Annotated in this window: 10 protein-coding genes, 1 pseudogene and 1 riboswitch; of the genes and pseudogenes, 8 read left to right on the top strand and 3 right to left on the bottom strand. The window is 67.3% G+C overall.

All coding sequences use genetic code 11. The features are described 5' to 3' along the window. The first annotated feature begins 57 nt into the window (after positions 1-57). Positions 58-459, top strand: a complete 402-nt coding sequence (locus ACZK4Z_RS00945) for a c-type cytochrome (protein ID WP_125893090.1) — start codon at positions 58-60, stop codon at positions 457-459. Here the strand turns inward: ACZK4Z_RS00945 and ACZK4Z_RS00940 are convergent. Beyond that, positions 453-4,053, bottom strand: a pseudogene (locus tag ACZK4Z_RS00940) (ATP-binding protein). The gene ACZK4Z_RS00945 and the pseudogene ACZK4Z_RS00940 overlap by 7 nt on opposite strands. Positions 4,054-4,127: 74 nt before the next feature. Between ACZK4Z_RS00940 and ACZK4Z_RS00935 the strand changes: the two are divergent. The 7 genes from ACZK4Z_RS00935 (at position 4,128) to pnuC (ending at position 12,899) form a co-directional block, all read left to right on the top strand. Continuing rightward, complete coding sequence (locus ACZK4Z_RS00935) at positions 4,128-4,766, top strand: response regulator (RefSeq protein WP_032130138.1); 639 nt, start codon at positions 4,128-4,130, stop codon at positions 4,764-4,766. A gap of 378 nt (positions 4,767-5,144) precedes the next feature. Continuing rightward, the gene (locus ACZK4Z_RS00930; protein ID WP_125893084.1) at positions 5,145-5,915 is read left to right on the top strand and encodes a hypothetical protein; all 771 of its coding nucleotides are present in this window, start codon (positions 5,145-5,147) and stop codon (positions 5,913-5,915) included. Between the two features lie 111 nt (positions 5,916-6,026). Beyond that, a complete protein-coding gene (locus ACZK4Z_RS00925; protein WP_125893082.1) occupies positions 6,027-8,018 on the top strand; it encodes a peptidoglycan-binding domain-containing protein in 1,992 nt (663 codons plus the stop codon). A 246-nt stretch (positions 8,019-8,264) separates the two neighbouring features. Next, complete coding sequence (locus ACZK4Z_RS00920) at positions 8,265-8,672, top strand: glycine zipper 2TM domain-containing protein (RefSeq protein WP_125893081.1); 408 nt, start codon at positions 8,265-8,267, stop codon at positions 8,670-8,672. Between the two features lie 125 nt (positions 8,673-8,797). After that, a complete protein-coding gene (locus ACZK4Z_RS00915) occupies positions 8,798-9,922 on the top strand; it encodes a phosphotransferase enzyme family protein (RefSeq protein WP_125893079.1) in 1,125 nt (374 codons plus the stop codon). A 43-nt stretch (positions 9,923-9,965) separates the two neighbouring features. After that, a riboswitch (TPP riboswitch) is annotated at positions 9,966-10,061 on the top strand. A 70-nt stretch (positions 10,062-10,131) separates the two neighbouring features. After that, positions 10,132-12,321 carry a TonB-dependent receptor gene (locus ACZK4Z_RS00910; protein WP_125893078.1) on the top strand — a complete coding sequence of 730 codons (2,190 nt, stop codon included), beginning with the start codon at positions 10,132-10,134 and terminating at the stop codon, positions 12,319-12,321. A gap of 8 nt (positions 12,322-12,329) precedes the next feature. Further along, positions 12,330-12,899 carry a nicotinamide riboside transporter PnuC gene (pnuC, locus tag ACZK4Z_RS00905; protein WP_125893076.1) on the top strand — a complete coding sequence of 190 codons (570 nt, stop codon included), beginning with the start codon at positions 12,330-12,332 and terminating at the stop codon, positions 12,897-12,899. A gap of 636 nt (positions 12,900-13,535) precedes the next feature. Here the strand turns inward: pnuC and ACZK4Z_RS00900 are convergent. Next, entirely contained in the window at positions 13,536-13,952 is a 417-nt protein-coding gene (locus ACZK4Z_RS00900; protein ID WP_125893075.1) for a hypothetical protein, read from the bottom strand. Between the two features lie 84 nt (positions 13,953-14,036). Further along, on the bottom strand, positions 14,037-15,011 hold the full coding sequence (locus ACZK4Z_RS00895; protein ID WP_049423112.1) for a Dyp-type peroxidase: 975 nt from the start codon (positions 15,009-15,011) through the stop codon (positions 14,037-14,039). Between the last annotated feature and the right edge of the window lie 98 nt (positions 15,012-15,109).

The raw sequence follows: 15,109 nt of genomic DNA, 5'->3' as shown, positions 1-15,109 counted from the left end.
GGCTGCGACCGCGTGTCGCAGCCCACCTGCCCCGCTGCGTCGCTATCCTGCCCGCCCATGCGTGCCTTCCGCCTGCTCATCACCATTGCTTTGGCCCTGGCGGCCACGGCCTGCCAGCGCCCGCCTGCGGCACCGGCCACGCCGGAACAGGCGCAGCAGCAGGCCATGCAGCGCGCGTTCGAGCTGTGCGCCGGCTGCCACACCGTGCAACCTGGTGGCATCCATCGCTTCGGACCCAATCTGCACGGCGTGATCGGACGCCGCGCCGGCAGCCTGCCCGACTATGGCTACTCCGACGGCATGCGCCGCGCCAACATCACCTGGACCGCGCAGACCCTGGATACCTTCCTGCAGTCACCCACCCACGTGGTGCCCGGTACGCGCATGTACAACGCCTTCCCCAGCGCCGAACGCCGCGCACTGGTGATCGCCTACCTGCAGCAGCAGTCGGCTCAGTGAGCCAGGCGCTGCAGCTGTCGCTGCAGCCGTGCCACAAATTCCGCCACCGCCGCGAACAACGGCGCCACATCGGTTTCCGCCGCATCCTGCAGACGCTCCACCAACGCATTGGCCTGCCCGGCCAGCACTGTCGCTCCCACCGCGCCCAACCCACCGGCCTGACGATGCAGGTGCAGTGCGGCCGCCTCGCGATCTCCAGCCTGCAGCGCGCGCTGCACGGCGGCAAGATCACCCTCGCTGGCCTGCAACAGGCTGTCGCGCAGCTGCTCGGCCACCGCACGTGAGCCGAAGCGCCGCTGCAGGCTGTCCAGATCGGGCAGCGTCCCAGCATCGTCGACGGCGGACTCGGCCTGCGGCTCCTCAAACGACTGTCCCTGCGCCTGCGGCAACCAGCGCAGCAGTGCGGTGCGCAGCGTGGCCAGTGACAGCGGCTTGGCCAGCACTTCGTCCATGCCGGCCTCGCGGCAGCGCCGTGCATCGTCATCCAGCACGCTGGCGGTCAGCGCCAGCACGGTCAGCCGCGGCTGGCCGTTGCGGCCCTCGCGTTCGCGCAGCAGGCGGGTGAAACCGAAGCCATCGAGCACCGGCATCCGGCAGTCGGTGATCACCAGATCGAAACTCTCCGACGACAGCCGATCCAAGCCCTGCTGGCCGTCACCGACCATCACATGCGGCACCCCCAGCTGCTGCAGTCGCCAGGCCATCATCGCCTGGTTGGTCGGGTGGTCTTCGATCACCAGCACCCGCGCCTGGCGCAGCGCCGGCGGCAGCAGTGAGGCCTGTTCCTGCTCGGCGACCAGCGCTTCCACATCACCGCTGCCGGCTTCCACCAGCGACAGCCGCACCTCGGCGCGGGTCCCTTCGCCCAGCGTGCTGTGCAGCTCCAGCTCGCCGTCCATCATCTGCACCAGGCGCTGGCAGATGCTCAGGCCCAGGCCGGTACCCCCATGGTCGCGCTGGATGTAGGCACCGGCCTGGGTGAACGGCGCAAACAGGTGCTGCAGCTGTTCCGGCGCGATGCCGATGCCGGTGTCGGTGACGCTCAGGCACAGCGGCTGGCTGCCGTCTTCGGCGGTCGGCCCCAGCACGTCCAGCTGCAGCCGCACTTCGCCGCGCACGGGTGAACTTGATGGCGTTGCTGAGCAGGTTGAACACGATCTGGCGCAGGCGCACGCCATCCACTTCGTGCGCGGCCGCCAGCTGCGGGTCGATCTGCACGTGCAGGTCCAGCCCACGTGCACTGGCCTGCGCCGACAACAACCGGCACACGCTTTCCAGCAATGGCCGCAGCGGCTGCGGCACCGGTTCCAGGCGCAGCGCGCCGGCCTCCAGCCGCGAGTAGTCAAGAATATCGTCGAGGATCTGCCGCAGCATCTGCGCCGAATCCTCGATCACCCCGAGGATGCGCTGCTGCTCGGCATCCAGCGGCGAATGCGCCAGCACTTCCAGCATGCCCAGCACGCCACTCATCGGCGTTCGGATTTCATGGCTCATGGTCGCCAGGAAACGCGACTTCGCCTCCGCCGCCTGTTCGGCGTCGGCCTTGGCCGCAGTCAGGGCCTCGGCCTGTGCACGCGCCTCGCTGACATCCACCCAGTATCCACTCCAGGTGACCACGCCCGCTTCCGCCGCATAGGGATGGGCCTGGCTGCGCACCCAGCGCGCGCCGGTGCCTTCAGGTCGCAGCCGGAATTCGAGAACAAGCGGTGCGAACTGGCGCGCCGCCTGCTCGACCGCATGCAGGATGTGCTCGCGGTCGTCTTCCTCGATGCGCTCCAGCAGGCACATTGCATCCTGTTCGGCCTGCTGCCGGCTGATCCCGAACAACGCCTGCAGGTCACCGGCAATGAACGGGAAGCTGAGAGTTCCGTCTGCCGCGCGGCGAGCCTGATAGACCACGGCGGGCAGGTTGTCGGTGACTTCGGCCAGGCGCTGTTCCAGGTGACGCCGTCCGGCCACCTCGCGGCGCAGCCGCCAATGCCCGATGGCGTGCACCAGCAGCGCGGTGAGCAGCACCAGCAGCAGCGGCACGCCCCAGCGCATCGCGCTGTTCCAGTCTAGGCCGTTGCGGTACTCGACGGCCAGCCAGTCCCCGCGCAGGGCCTCGCGCTTGCGCGGCGTCATCTGCAGCAGCAGGCGGTCGAAGGTGGTGGCCAGGGCGGCATGGCGGCGCTCAACCGCCAGCACCAGCTGATCGTTGAAACCTGCCGGTGCCGCCACCTGCAGGCGCCCCGGGAAGCGGTTGCGCAGCAGATGGTCAACCAGTGCCAGATTGCCTACGTAGGCATCGGCGTCGCCATTGATCAGGCGCTGCAGGGCCTGTTCCGCGCTGCGTGCCGCGATGATCCGCGCCTGCGGCGCCTGCTGCAGCACATAGCCACGCACACGTTCCGGATCGGACAGCAGCACCCGCTTGCCCTGCAGGTCGGACAGGCCCAGCAACGCCGGGCTGTCACGCCGGCTGACGATCACGTTCGGCACGCTGATGAAGGGCTGGCTGAACACCCAGTCCGGGCCCAGGTAGCGAGAATCGGCAGGAATGCCCATCACCGCCTGCAGCTCGCCGCGGCGTGCCTTCTCGCGCACCTCGTACCAGTCATGGCTGTTTTCCACCTGCAGGTTGGCGCCAGCCTGCAGCAGGCGCCGCAGGTATTCGCTGGCCAGGCCACTGGGTTTGCCATCCTGGTCCGCGAACGACAGCGGCGCCGCGTTCGGCGCGAAGCCGATCTTCAACGGCTGCTCCAATACCCGTTTCTCGGCCTGGCTCAACGCCAGCTGTGCCGATGCCGACCACTGCGGAGGTGGCAGCCAGCGCTGCACCAGCGCATCGCGCTGGGCCTGGCTGGTCGCAGCCAGTGCCAGGTCCAATGCTTCGGCCAACGGCTGCTTGCTGTTGGGAACACCGAAGTGCAGCCGTTCGGGCGGCAGATCGCTGGGACGCAGCAGCACGACCCCCTGCAGGTCCTCGCGTGCGATCAGTTCGGTGGCCACGTAGGCATTGCCGATGTAAACATCTGCCTTGTCGTCTCTGACCATCTCCAGCGCCGCCAACGAGCTGTTTGCGACAAGCTGTCGTGCCCGGGGAAAGCGCGCCCGCACCTGCGGGCCGGTCAGGAAGTCCTGCTCGATCACCACCCGCAGTCCATCCAGGTCGGGGATGTCGGAGGCACGCAGGTCATCCGGGCGTCCCACCAGGGCCAGCGGTGCCTCGCCATAGGCGGCGGTATAGACCATGCAGCGGGTGCGGTCGGCACTGAGACCGACATTCATCACTACATCGATCTCGCCACGACATGCCGCATCCAGCACGGATGTCCAGTCGGGATAGCGCCGTGCCTCCACCTTCACGCCCAGCTGACGGGCGAGAAGCGACAGATAATCCGGGCCCAGGCCGACCTGCTGGCCATCACGGAGGGACTCGAACGGCGGCCAGCCACTGTCATACTGGCCCACGACGATGCTCGGATGCGCGGCAAGGTACTCGCGCTGCAGCGGGCTGAGCGGCAACAGCCCAGGCACTGCCTGTGCCAGCGCCGCAGGCAGCACCAGCACGGCCAGCAGCAGGACCAGCCCGCGAACAGCCCAGCTACGCATCGGCGTTGATCTCCTAGAATCTGCCAGGAACCGCGATGGTCGCGGTCCGGCGTGCCCGGTGGCCATACTAGAGCATGAGCTTGCGCATCATCATCGCAGACGACCACCCGGTGGTCCGTATCGGTACCCGTGCCGTCATCGAATCGAGCGGGGTTGGCCGCGTGGTCGGCGAAGCCGACAGCGCGCAGGCGCTGATGGCCCTGCTCGGCAGCCAACCCTGTGACCTGCTGGTAACCGACTACTCCATGCCGGGCAGTCCCCAGGCCGACGGCTTCGCCATGATCGGCATGATCCGCCGCCGTCATCCCGACCTGCCGGTGCTGATGCTCAGTGTCTCCAACAACCTGGCGATCCTGCGCATGGTGCTCGACAGCGGCGTGCTCGGCCTGGTCGACAAGAGTTCGTCGATGGACGAACTGCCACAGGCCATCCAGGCGGTCTACCGGGGCCAGCCCTACATCAGCCGCAGCCTGCGCGAGCGGGTCGAGGCCGCTGGCAGCTGGCGCATGCGCGAGGGCGACGGCAAGCCACTGTCGCCACGCGAGGTGGAGGTGCTGCGGCTGCTGGGCACCGGCATGACCGTGAAGGAAATCTCGCTGCAGCTGCACAAGAGCGTCAGTACCATCAGCCGGCAGAAGGGTGACGCCATGCTCAAACTGGGCCTCAAGGGCGACGCCGAGCTGTTCGATTACCTGCGCGACGGCAAGATCTGAGAGCCAGATCACACAAGAAGGGCAGCTGCCACCGCCCTCTTTGACCGGCCGCCGATCTGTGCCAAGATGGTCCGGCATGAGTTCTCAATGCGAGGTCGAAGGAATCGACCGGCTCATGTCCTCGCTCCCGTCCCTGGTGGACGTGGCGCGGTTTCCTGCCGGCCGTCTGGCCCGGCAACGCTGACCATGGAGAGGCGCATGCATCATCCCCCCAAGCTACGTTGGACCCTGCCGTTGCGGCCTCTGCGCGCATTCGCGGCGTGCCTGCTCGTCTCTCTTTCCGCTGCCGCCTGCAGCGCCGCCGATCCGGCCCCCTCGTCCTCCCAGCCCGGCGCCCCTGCGCAGGCTGCCAATGCGCCCCGACAGGATGTTGCCCCGATGCAGACCCCCACCCCCGATGCCGCCGCCACCCCGCCCGACGCGCCGACCGTGATGTATTTCACCTACCAGGTGGACGGCGATGGCGCGACCTCCTATGAGGTCCAGAACGGCAGCGTGGCGACCTTCTGGTTCGGCCACACCTTCACTCTCGATGGCACCACGTACTACACGGGTTTCTCCTGGGATACCCGCGAGCACTACGGCAAGCCGGGCGAGCAGACGCCGGCCGGTCCGGATGACCGCGCCAACCTTGCCGAGGCCACCTTCGTGCTGGCCGGCACCGACGCCAGGAAGCCATGGAAGTTCCGTGGCCAGGAATGGACCATCGGCGCACTGGGCGCGTACGACAAGGCCGACGATGTCGATACCCGGCGCAAGCCGCTTGAACATCGCACCGCCGATGGCCGCCTGCTGCTGGCGGTGCCGACCAGCAGCTTCGACCGCGGCATCAGCGGCAGCGGCTATGCCCTGCTGCTGTTCAACCCGAAGCGCAGCGAAGACGACGTGGACAGCAAGGTCTGGCGCTATGTCGGTTCGGTGCGCACCGGCGAAGACAACAGCGCCGCCTGCGACGACGGCAACGTGATGCCGTGCACCGACAGCGATGGCGACCTGGCCTTCATTGCCGACGGCAACGGCCTGCCGCAGCTGACCGTGACCTTCAAGGGCACCACCATCGAAAGCCCGGGCAAGACCCGCGCACTGGGTGCCGGCGACGCCGTGCACTACCGCTTCGACAGCGCGACCCAGCAGTACCTGGCGCGCTGATTCCCACCCGCACACGCGGGTTACCTGTTGACCGACATGTTCTTGACTCACGGATGAGTCCGGTTGGCGATTCGCGGCATCCGCCGCTCCATCAACCCCGAGGAAAACGTCATGGCACAGCATGACTACAGCAGAAAGGAAGTCCTGGACATCGTCGAGCAGGTCGCCAGGCAGAAGGGCATCCCCGTGGATGACTTCATGCGCTTCGCGCACATCGAGACCGGTGGCACCTTCAACGAGCGCGCCCATAACACCTCATCCGGCGCCAAGGGCCTGTTCCAGTTCGTGCCCGGCTCCGCGCGCCAGTACCACCTGACCGGCCACGAGTTCGACCCCACCCGCAACACCGAAGCGGCCGCGCAGATGTACCAGGACAACCTGGACTCGATGGCGCGCCGCAACGAGCGCACCGGCAACCCGTACCTGTCCGGGGGCAACACGCCCACCGGGCTGGACCTGTACCTGGCCCACCAGCAGGGCAGCGCCGGCTACGGCTCGGTGCAGACTGCCATTGCCACCGGCACCTTCGGTGTGGTCCGCAACAGCCACGGCGACGAGATCAACATGCGCCGCAACGTGCTGAACCAGATCGGCTCCGACGCGAAGGCGCTGACCGGCCACACCCTGGCCGAGATGCGCGGGATGAACGACGGCGACCTGGCGCGGACGTTCTCCAGCTATTACATCCACAAGTACGCAGCGATCAGCATTCCGGAAAAGAACATCGAACCGCAGGCGGTAGTGCAGGGCCAGGGCCAGACCCCGGCAGCACCTGCGCAGGCCAGCGCAGCCGTGGCGGCGGGTGCAGCCACGCTGGCGGCAACCGCAACGGCAGCTGCCACACCGAAGCCAGGCATTGAACTGCAGGCCGCCTACGAGGCCGGCGTGAAGTACGACGACGTCAAGTACGCCATCAACATTCCGGGCCACGCACTGTACGTACCGGGCAAGACCGGCAAGAACGTGGAGCAGGGTTACATCGACTGTTCCGGCTGGGTCGGCACGCTGCAGAACCGGACCATGGACGAGATCAACCAGAAGGCCGGGCACGCGGTGTTCAGCAAGGCTGATCGCATCGACCTGGGCAACCTCGGTTCCGGTGGCATCGTGCGCAAGGCGTTCGACCAGTCCGGCGTGCTGCTGGACCGCGACGCGATCCTGAAGCCCGATGCGCTGAAGGAAGGCATGATCATCGGCCTGGATACGGCCAGGACCCGCCATGAGCACTGGAACGGCATCGACCACATCGTGATGGTGGTGCGCGACCCCAACACCGACAAGCTGCTGATCAGCCAGTCCACCGGCAGCAAGGGCGTGCACACCATGCCGGTCGAGGACTACCTCAAGCAGGTGAAGGACCACCCGAACTGGAAGCTGTACGCCTCCGATCCGCTGTCCAAGGCGCGCGACCTGCTGGAAAACCGCACCCAGTCGCACGAGCAGAGCCAGGGCAAGCCTGCGCCCGAGCACAAGGCCGCTGCCACGCCGCACGCCGAACTGTACAAGCAGGGCGCGCACAGCGAGGGCGTGCGCAAGGTGCAGGAGCAGCTGGGCCACCTGGGCTACGTCGGCGCCGACGGCAAGCCGCTGGTCGAAGATGGCCGCTTCGGCCGCAACACCGACACGGCAGTGCGCCAGCTGCAGAAGGACAACGGCCTGGTGGTCGACGGCATTGTCGGGGCGAAGACCCTGGAGGCAATCAAGGACGCACGCGAACGGCCGTTGCTGAACGACGAGCGGCACCCGCGCAATCCGTTGTTCATCCAGGCCAGCAAGGGTCTGGAACTGCTGCCGGCCGGGACCTTCAAGGACCGCCACACGCTGGAAAGCGCTGCTGCGGCTTTGACCAAGGAGGCGCATGCCGCCGGCCTGCAGCGCATCGACTCGGTGGTGCCCAGCCCGAACGGTGAGCGCCTGTTCGCCGTGCAGGGCACCATCGGCGACCCGGCCGCCAGCCGCGTGGCGGTGGAGACCCGTGCCGCCAGCGAGCAGAGCCTGGCGCTCAGCAGCGGTGCGGTGCAGGGCGCGCCGAACGTGCTGCATCAGCAGCAGGACGCCCAGCAGGAGCAGGCCCGGCAGGCCCAGAAGGCGATGGGCGTCTAAGCCCGCGGCGCCTTGGGAGAGAAGGGAGGGCCACGTCCGCGTGGCCTTTTCCCTTTCTGCCAGCTGAGCGGCCGAGGCCGCTTTCAGCCTTGCTTCATGCCGCCTGCCGCTAGATGAATGCGCAAGCCGCACGGTGGACCAGGCAATGTTCCGGCAATGTTGGAACGCCAGCGTGGACATCACGGCAGCCGGGGCGCCCCGCGCCCTCCCTGCCCAGCGTGGCATGCACCTCACAGGAGAACGAACATGCTCAGTACTTCCGCACTCAGCTTCCGTGGTCTGGCGATGGCCCTGGCACTGCTGGCCGGTGTCGCCGTGGTCAGCGATGCCAGCGCGATGTCGAGGAAGGACAAGCGCACCCTGGTCGGCGCCGTGGTCGGTGGCGTGGCCGGCAACCTGCTCTCCAACGGTGATCCCGCTGCCACTGTCGGCGGTGCCGTGGCCGGCGGCGCGATCGGCAACCTGACCACCTCCGACCGCCGCGACCGTCGTTACTACGACAATCGCCGTTACGACAACCGCTACGATCGCCGATACGACCGTGGCTACTACCGCAGCGGCTACTACGACCGCGGTGACGACCGTCGCTGGCAGCGCGAGCGCTACTACGACAACCGCTACTACCACGACCGCGGCCGCCATCGCGGCTGGTAAGCAGCGCGGCATCCCCCGTGCCGATGCACGGACGGGCGGGTCGATGACCCGCCCGTTTGCGTTGGCCGCGTGCATGGCGTTGAATGCGCAGCCTTGGATGTGACTTTCCCCACTGGGGCTGCGGCATGACTTCTTCCTCCCACCGCGTGCAGGGCCTCAACAACGACGAGGTTGCTGCCGACTGGCCACCGATCAGCGCGGCGGACATTGCGTGGCTGCGCCGGCGCTACCCTCAGCTGGATGCAGACAGCCACCCGCACTGGCACAGCCCGCGGCCACTCTCGGCCGCTGCCATCGTCAAAGGCAGGGACGGCGCGGTGTTCATCAAGCGCCACCACCACAGTGTGCGCAGTGCGGCCTGCCTGGAAGAAGAACACCACTTCATCGCCCATCTCGCTGCCGCCGGCGTACCGGTGGTGCAGGTGCTGGCGGCAGCCGATGGCCACACCGCAGTCGAGCACGGCGAATGGACCTTCGAGCTGCATGCCGTGGGCGTGGGCGAGGACCTGTACCGCGATGCCGTGTCGTGGTCGTTGCTGACCGATGTCGCGCAGGCCCGCGAAGCCGGCCGCATGCTGGCCCGGCTGCACCGTGCCGCCGCCAGCTATCACGCGCCACAGCGCAGTACCCATCTGCTGGTGGCGCGCGACGATCTGATCCGCGCCGACGATCCCATCGCCGCGATCAAAGCCGAACTGCCCACACGACCGGGGCTGGCCCGCTACCTCGCGCGCATTCCATGGGAAACCCAGCTTCGCCGCGACGTGCTGCCGTGGCATGCCGGCCTGGCCGAACGCCTGCGCGACGAGCCACGGCTGTGGGCGCACAACGACTGGCATGTCTCCAACCTGCTGTGGCGCGACGGGCAGGTCAGCACCGTGCTGGATTTCGGCCTGGCTTCGCCCACCAGCGCACTGTTCGACCTCGCCACCGCGATCGAGCGCAACGCAGTGGCGTGGCTGGAACTGGAGCGCGGCATGGAGGCGGTGCGCATCGACATCGCACTGGCGTTGCTCGACGGCTACCGCGAGGTGCTGCCGCTGTCGGCGGCACGCGTGCACCTGCTGGCCGACCTGCTGCCGATGGTCCATTTCGACTTCGCACTGTCCGAAGTGGAGTACTTCGAAGGCGTCACCGGCTCGACCGCGAACGCGGATGTGGCCTGGCAGCCCTTCATGCTGGGGCACCCGGTGTGGTTCCACAGCGCGCCGGGGCAGGCACTGCTGCAGGCGCTGCACGCGGCAGCCTGAAGGGCACCGGCTCGCAAATCCGTACCATTTGTAGTGAAATGGTCACCTGAAGCGGGGGTGCCTGGATCTGCCAGGCTGAGAGAGTCCCTTGGAACCTGATCCGGTTTGCACCGGCGTAGGGAGCTTTGAGCCGCAGCCACACCCCCGTCATGGGCCGGTGCACCTGCGCGCCGTCGCTTCGTCTCCCTTGTTGTCCGAAGACGAACCGAATGAACCGCTGCCTGCGCCCCACCCTGCTCTCCCTCGCCCTCTGCGCCGCCTTGCCGCTGCATGCCAGCGAGGCCGACGCTGCCACCGATGCGGCTGCCACCGGCGCCGAGCGCTCGCCCACCGAACTGGCGGCAGTGCGCGTGCAGGCCGGCAAACCCAAGGCCGATACCTCACGCGTGAACGCCTTCGGTGGTGGGTCCTGGAAGGACACCCCGGCCTCGGTGAACGTGCTCGAGCGCGACTACCTCGACCGCCGCCAGGTGCGTTCGCTGTCCGAGCTGGCCAGCAACGATGCCTCGCTGGGTGATGCGTATGCGCCGGTGGGCTACTACCAGAACGTCGCCATCCGCGGCTTTGCGCTGGATGCCGCCACCGGCTACCGCTTCAACGGCCTGTCCATCGCCGGCGAACAGCGCCTGGCGCTGGAGAACGTGCAGTCGGTTGAGATCCTCAAGGGTGAAGCCGGACTGGCCGCGGGTGTGATGGCGCCCGGCGGGATCATCAACTACATCGGCAAGCGCCCGGCCGAAGTGCGCACCGCCACGCTCGGTACCGACTCGGAAGGCTCGCGCTACGTCGCCGTCGATGTCGGCCACTGGATCACCCCGCGTTTCGGCCTGCGCCTGAATGCCGCATGGGATTCCAGCAATTCCTACGTCGAGCACGCCGATGGCCGTCGCAACTTCTACTCGCTGGCCGCCGACTGGCTGATTGGCGAACGCGGCAAGCTGGAAGTGGATGCCAACTACCAGACCAGCTCGCAGCGTTCGGTGTCCGGCTACCAGCTGCTGGGCGCGCGTGAGCTGCCGCACGGCGTGGATCGCGAATTCCTGCTCGGCTACCAGCCCTGGCAGCGCCCGGTGGATATCGCCAGCACCAACATCACCGCGTTGCACACCTACGACTTCAACGATGCCTGGCAGTCGCGCGTCTCGGTCGGCCACAGCCGCTCGGTGATCGATGACAACGTCGCCTTCGCCTATGGCTGCTACTACGCCACGCAGTGCGCCGATGGCAGCGTGCCGGGCAACTACTTCGCGCCCAATGGCGACTACGACGTCTACGACTACCGCAGCCCGGACGACACCCGCCGCAACCAGCAGGCCCGTGCCGAGCTGCGTGGCCGCTTCGAGACCGGCAGCGTCGGCCACCAGCTGACCCTCGGTGCCGATTACTTCCGCCGCACCGTGGACAAGCGCCCGAGCGTCAACGAGTACGTCGGCACCAGCAACATCCACGATGCGCAGGTGCCGGTGTTCGAACCGTCGCCGAAGATGCCCGGCCCCTCCGCACGACGCCTGGACAGCCGCCAGACCGCGTTCTTCGCGCTGGACCGGATGAGCTTCGGTGATGACTGGCAGTGGCTGGCCGGCGGCCGCTTCGTGCGCCTGGACGAGCGTGCCTACGACAAGCGTGGTACCCCGCAGCGGCACAGCCGCCTGTCGCGTTTCCTGCCGCAGACCGCCGTGGTGTGGAAGGCCACCGATCAGCTCAATGCCTATGCCAGCTATGTGCGCGGCATCTCGCTGGGCCAGGAAGCGCCATTCTGGACCAGCAATGCCGACACCTTCCTGCCATCGGTGCAGTCGCGCCAGCTGGAAGTGGGCGTGAAGTACGTGCCGGTCGAGGCGCTGACGCTGGGCGCAGCCGTGTTCCGCATCTCGCAGCCGTACCAGTACGCCAAGCCGGACAGCAGCGACGTCGGCTACACCTTCGTCGAGGAAGGCACGCAGACCCACACCGGCCTGGAGCTGACTGCCAACGGGCAGCTGACAGACGCGCTGCAGATCGTGGCCAGCGCCAGCGTGCTGCAGGCGCGCGCGCGCGACACCGGCACCCCGGCCTATGAAGGCCATCAGTTGGTGAATGTGCCAAAGGTGCGCGCCAGCGTGCACGTGGCCTATGCGCTCCCGTTCGTGCAGGGCCTGGATGTGACCGGCGGCTGGCGCTATGCCGGTGCCAACGTGGCACGCGCCGACGGTGGTGTACGCGCACCGGACTACTCGGTGTTCGATGCCGGTCTGCGCTTCCAGCATCGCCTGCACGAGCGTGCGGTGACCTGGAACCTGTCGGTGGACAACGTGTTCAACCGCTTCTACTGGCGCGATACCGGCAGCAGTGGCGGTGACTACTACCTGTTCCCCGGCGCACCGCGACAGGCCCGCCTGTCGGTGACGTTCGCACTGTGAGCGGCGTCATGCTCGAGTGGACCGCCGCGCTGTGCAGCATCCTTGGCGTATGGCTGATGGCCAAGCGCCGGCTGGTGGCGTGGCCGGTCGGCCTGCTGTCGGTGACGCTGTACGGGCTGGTCTTCGCCGAGGCCAAGCTGTATTCGGACACGCTGCTACAGGTCGCCTTCGGTGGTTTCCTGATCTATGGCTGGCTCAACTGGCGGCAGCACGCCTCCGACGAGGGCAGCGTCCGCATCGTGCCACTGGCACGCGGCAAGCTGCTGCGCGACCTGGCCATCGGCCTGTGTGGTGGCGTGGCGCTGGGTGCGGCCATGCACACCTTCACCGATGCCGCGCTGCCGTGGCTGGACGCGATGCTGACCGCGCTGAGCCTGGTGGGCCAGTGGTGGCAGGCGCGCCGCCACGTGGCCTGCTGGTGGGTGTGGATCGCGGTGGACGTGGTGTACGTGGGCGCGTACCTGTTCAAGTCGCTGCACGTGACCGCCGCGCTGTACGTGTTCTTCCTCGGCCTGGCCGTGTTCGGCCTGCGCGCATGGAGCGCAGCCGCGCGTGAACCGCAGGTGGCAACGCAGTAGCGCCACGCCATGCGTGGCCGGGGCTTACCGGTAGTCACCAACCTTGGTTGGCGCGCGTGCCGACCAAGGTCGGCATCTACCCAACACATCCACGCAGGGCCTGAATCTACTGCACCCGCAAGATCAGTAGAGCCACGCCATGCGTGGCTTGGGGCTACCGGTAGTCGCCAACCTTGGTTGGCGCACGCCTGCCGACCAAGGTCGGCATCTACCCAACACATCCACGCAGGGCCTGAATCTACTGCACCCGCAAGATCAGTAGAGCCACGCCATGCGTGGCTGGGAGCCTACCGGTAGTCGCCAACCTTGGTTGGCGCACGCCTGCCGACCAAGGTCGGCATCTACCCAACACATCCACGCAGGGCCTGAATCTACTGCACCCGCAAGATCAGTAGAGCCACGCCATGCGTGGCTTGGGGCTACCGGTAGTCGCCAACCTTGGTTGGCGCACGCCTGCCGACCAAGGTCGGCATCTACCCAACACATCCACGCAGGGCGTGGATCTACTGCACCCGCAAGATCAGTAGAGCCACGCCATGCGTGGCTAGGGGCCTACCGGTAGTCGCCAACCTTGGTTGGCGTGCGCGTGCCGACCAAGGTCGGCATCTACCAGGCGCATCCACGCATGGCGTGAATCTACTGGGTAAGCAGCAGGCCCAGCCGCAGCGGCTGACGCATGTCGGCCGGTGGCGCGGCCTGCAACGGCGCGGCCTGCAGGGTCGCGCGCAGGTCGGCGTCGACCTGGGCGTCGCCCAGGCTGTCGAATTCGAGTTTCGAAATGCGGCCATCCGCCGCGATCCACACGCTCACCGACAACGGCGTCGGCGTATCCGGGTGTGCCTGCATCCATTCCAGCACGCGCTGCGCCTGCGGGTCCTGCTCCTGCTGCAGGCGCTGCTGCAGCTGGCCACCCACGGCGGCGGCATAGGCCATCCAGTGTGCGGGAGCCTCCTGCGCGGAAACGCTGGCACTACCAAGTGCGAGCGCACCGAACAACGCGGCCAGCGGCCGCCACCAGCGGCGTGCGCCGGTTGTGTTCCTTGCCATCGCCATCGCCCGCCCCTGCGCTCTCATCCAACGTCTGATGGTCGGCGCGGTAGATGACAGGCAGATGGCGGGCGGCGCTGGCCGGCGCGATCAATCGCCCAGGTCGGCCAGCACCTTGCGCGAGGGCGCGAAGAAGGTCACGCCGGTGGTGGCGGTGGAGAAGTCGAGGATGCGGTCATGCAGCGGCGCAGGATTGCCGATGAACATGCGCTCGAGCATCTTCTCGATCACCCACAGGCGGCGGGTATAGCCGATGAAGTAGGTGCCGTATTCGCCACGGCCCGGGTTGGCGAACGGCATGTTGTCACGCAGGATCTCGTGCTCGCCGTCGGCGTCCTCGATGGTGCACAGGGTCTTGTGCGATTTCTGTGCATCGGCCGGTGCATCGTCCAGCTCGATGTTGTCGTGCTTGGTGCGGCCGATGATCGCTTCCTGCGCCTCGGTCTTCTGCGCGCGCCAGGCATCAAGATTGTGCAGGTACTTCTGCACCACGACGTAGCTGCCACCGGCATGCTCCGGATCTTCATCGCCCACGATGGTGGCTTCCGGCAACGACAGCCCTTCCGGATTGGCGGTGCCGTCGACGAAGTCGAGCAGGTCACGGCCATCGAAATAACGGAAGCCGGCCACATCATCGACCGTTTCCACCGCATCGCCGAACGCCATCAGCAGGTTGCGCTCGAATGCCACGATCAGGTCCATGGTGCGCGCACGGATGTGGTACAGCAGGTCACCCGGCGTGGACACCGCGGTGTGAGTCGCGCCCTTGATCTCGCGGAACGGCTTCAGTTCACGCGGCGGCGTGGTGCCCACCAACGGCTGCCACACGCGGTGACCAATGGCCACATTGCAGGTGAAGGTGCGCTCGATTTCACGGATGGCAGTGTTCTTGATCAGGTCATCGGTGCTGGCCAGCACCTCGCGTGCCTTGGCGATCGACGCCTCGTCATCCTTCACTTTCAGCACCAGGAACGCCGCCGAATGGGTGAGCGGCGCGGTGATCTGCTGCGGCTCGTTGTCGAGCGTGTGGTTGAGGGCGGTGATCGGTGCGGGCTGGGAGTTCACGGCGGTTCCTGCTGGCTTGAGGCGGGCGCATCGCGTGTGGCGATGTGCGGGCGATCATAGCGGAACCGCCTGACCGGGGACGGAGCGGTTCTCGTTCC

The organism is Stenotrophomonas sp. 71799_Sma, from assembly GCF_056482505.1.
This window is presented reverse-complemented; position numbering and strand designations above follow the sequence as displayed.

Excerpts from the sequence above, each read along its gene's own strand:
- ACZK4Z_RS00945 (WP_125893090.1), top strand. The coding sequence starts at position 58 with ATGCGTGCCTTCCGCCTGCTCATCACCATTGCTTTGGCCCTGGCGGCC.
- ACZK4Z_RS00915 (WP_125893079.1), top strand. The coding sequence starts at position 8,798 with ATGACTTCTTCCTCCCACCGCGTGCAGGGCCTCAACAACGACGAGGTT.
- ACZK4Z_RS00920 (WP_125893081.1), top strand. The coding sequence starts at position 8,265 with ATGCTCAGTACTTCCGCACTCAGCTTCCGTGGTCTGGCGATGGCCCTG.
- ACZK4Z_RS00935 (WP_032130138.1), top strand. The coding sequence starts at position 4,128 with ATGAGCTTGCGCATCATCATCGCAGACGACCACCCGGTGGTCCGTATC.
- ACZK4Z_RS00900 (WP_125893075.1), bottom strand. The coding sequence starts at position 13,952 with ATGGCGATGGCAAGGAACACAACCGGCGCACGCCGCTGGTGGCGGCCG.
- pnuC (WP_125893076.1), top strand. The coding sequence starts at position 12,330 with ATGCTCGAGTGGACCGCCGCGCTGTGCAGCATCCTTGGCGTATGGCTG.
- ACZK4Z_RS00930 (WP_125893084.1), top strand. The coding sequence starts at position 5,145 with ATGCAGACCCCCACCCCCGATGCCGCCGCCACCCCGCCCGACGCGCCG.
- ACZK4Z_RS00910 (WP_125893078.1), top strand. The coding sequence starts at position 10,132 with ATGAACCGCTGCCTGCGCCCCACCCTGCTCTCCCTCGCCCTCTGCGCC.
- ACZK4Z_RS00925 (WP_125893082.1), top strand. The coding sequence starts at position 6,027 with ATGGCACAGCATGACTACAGCAGAAAGGAAGTCCTGGACATCGTCGAG.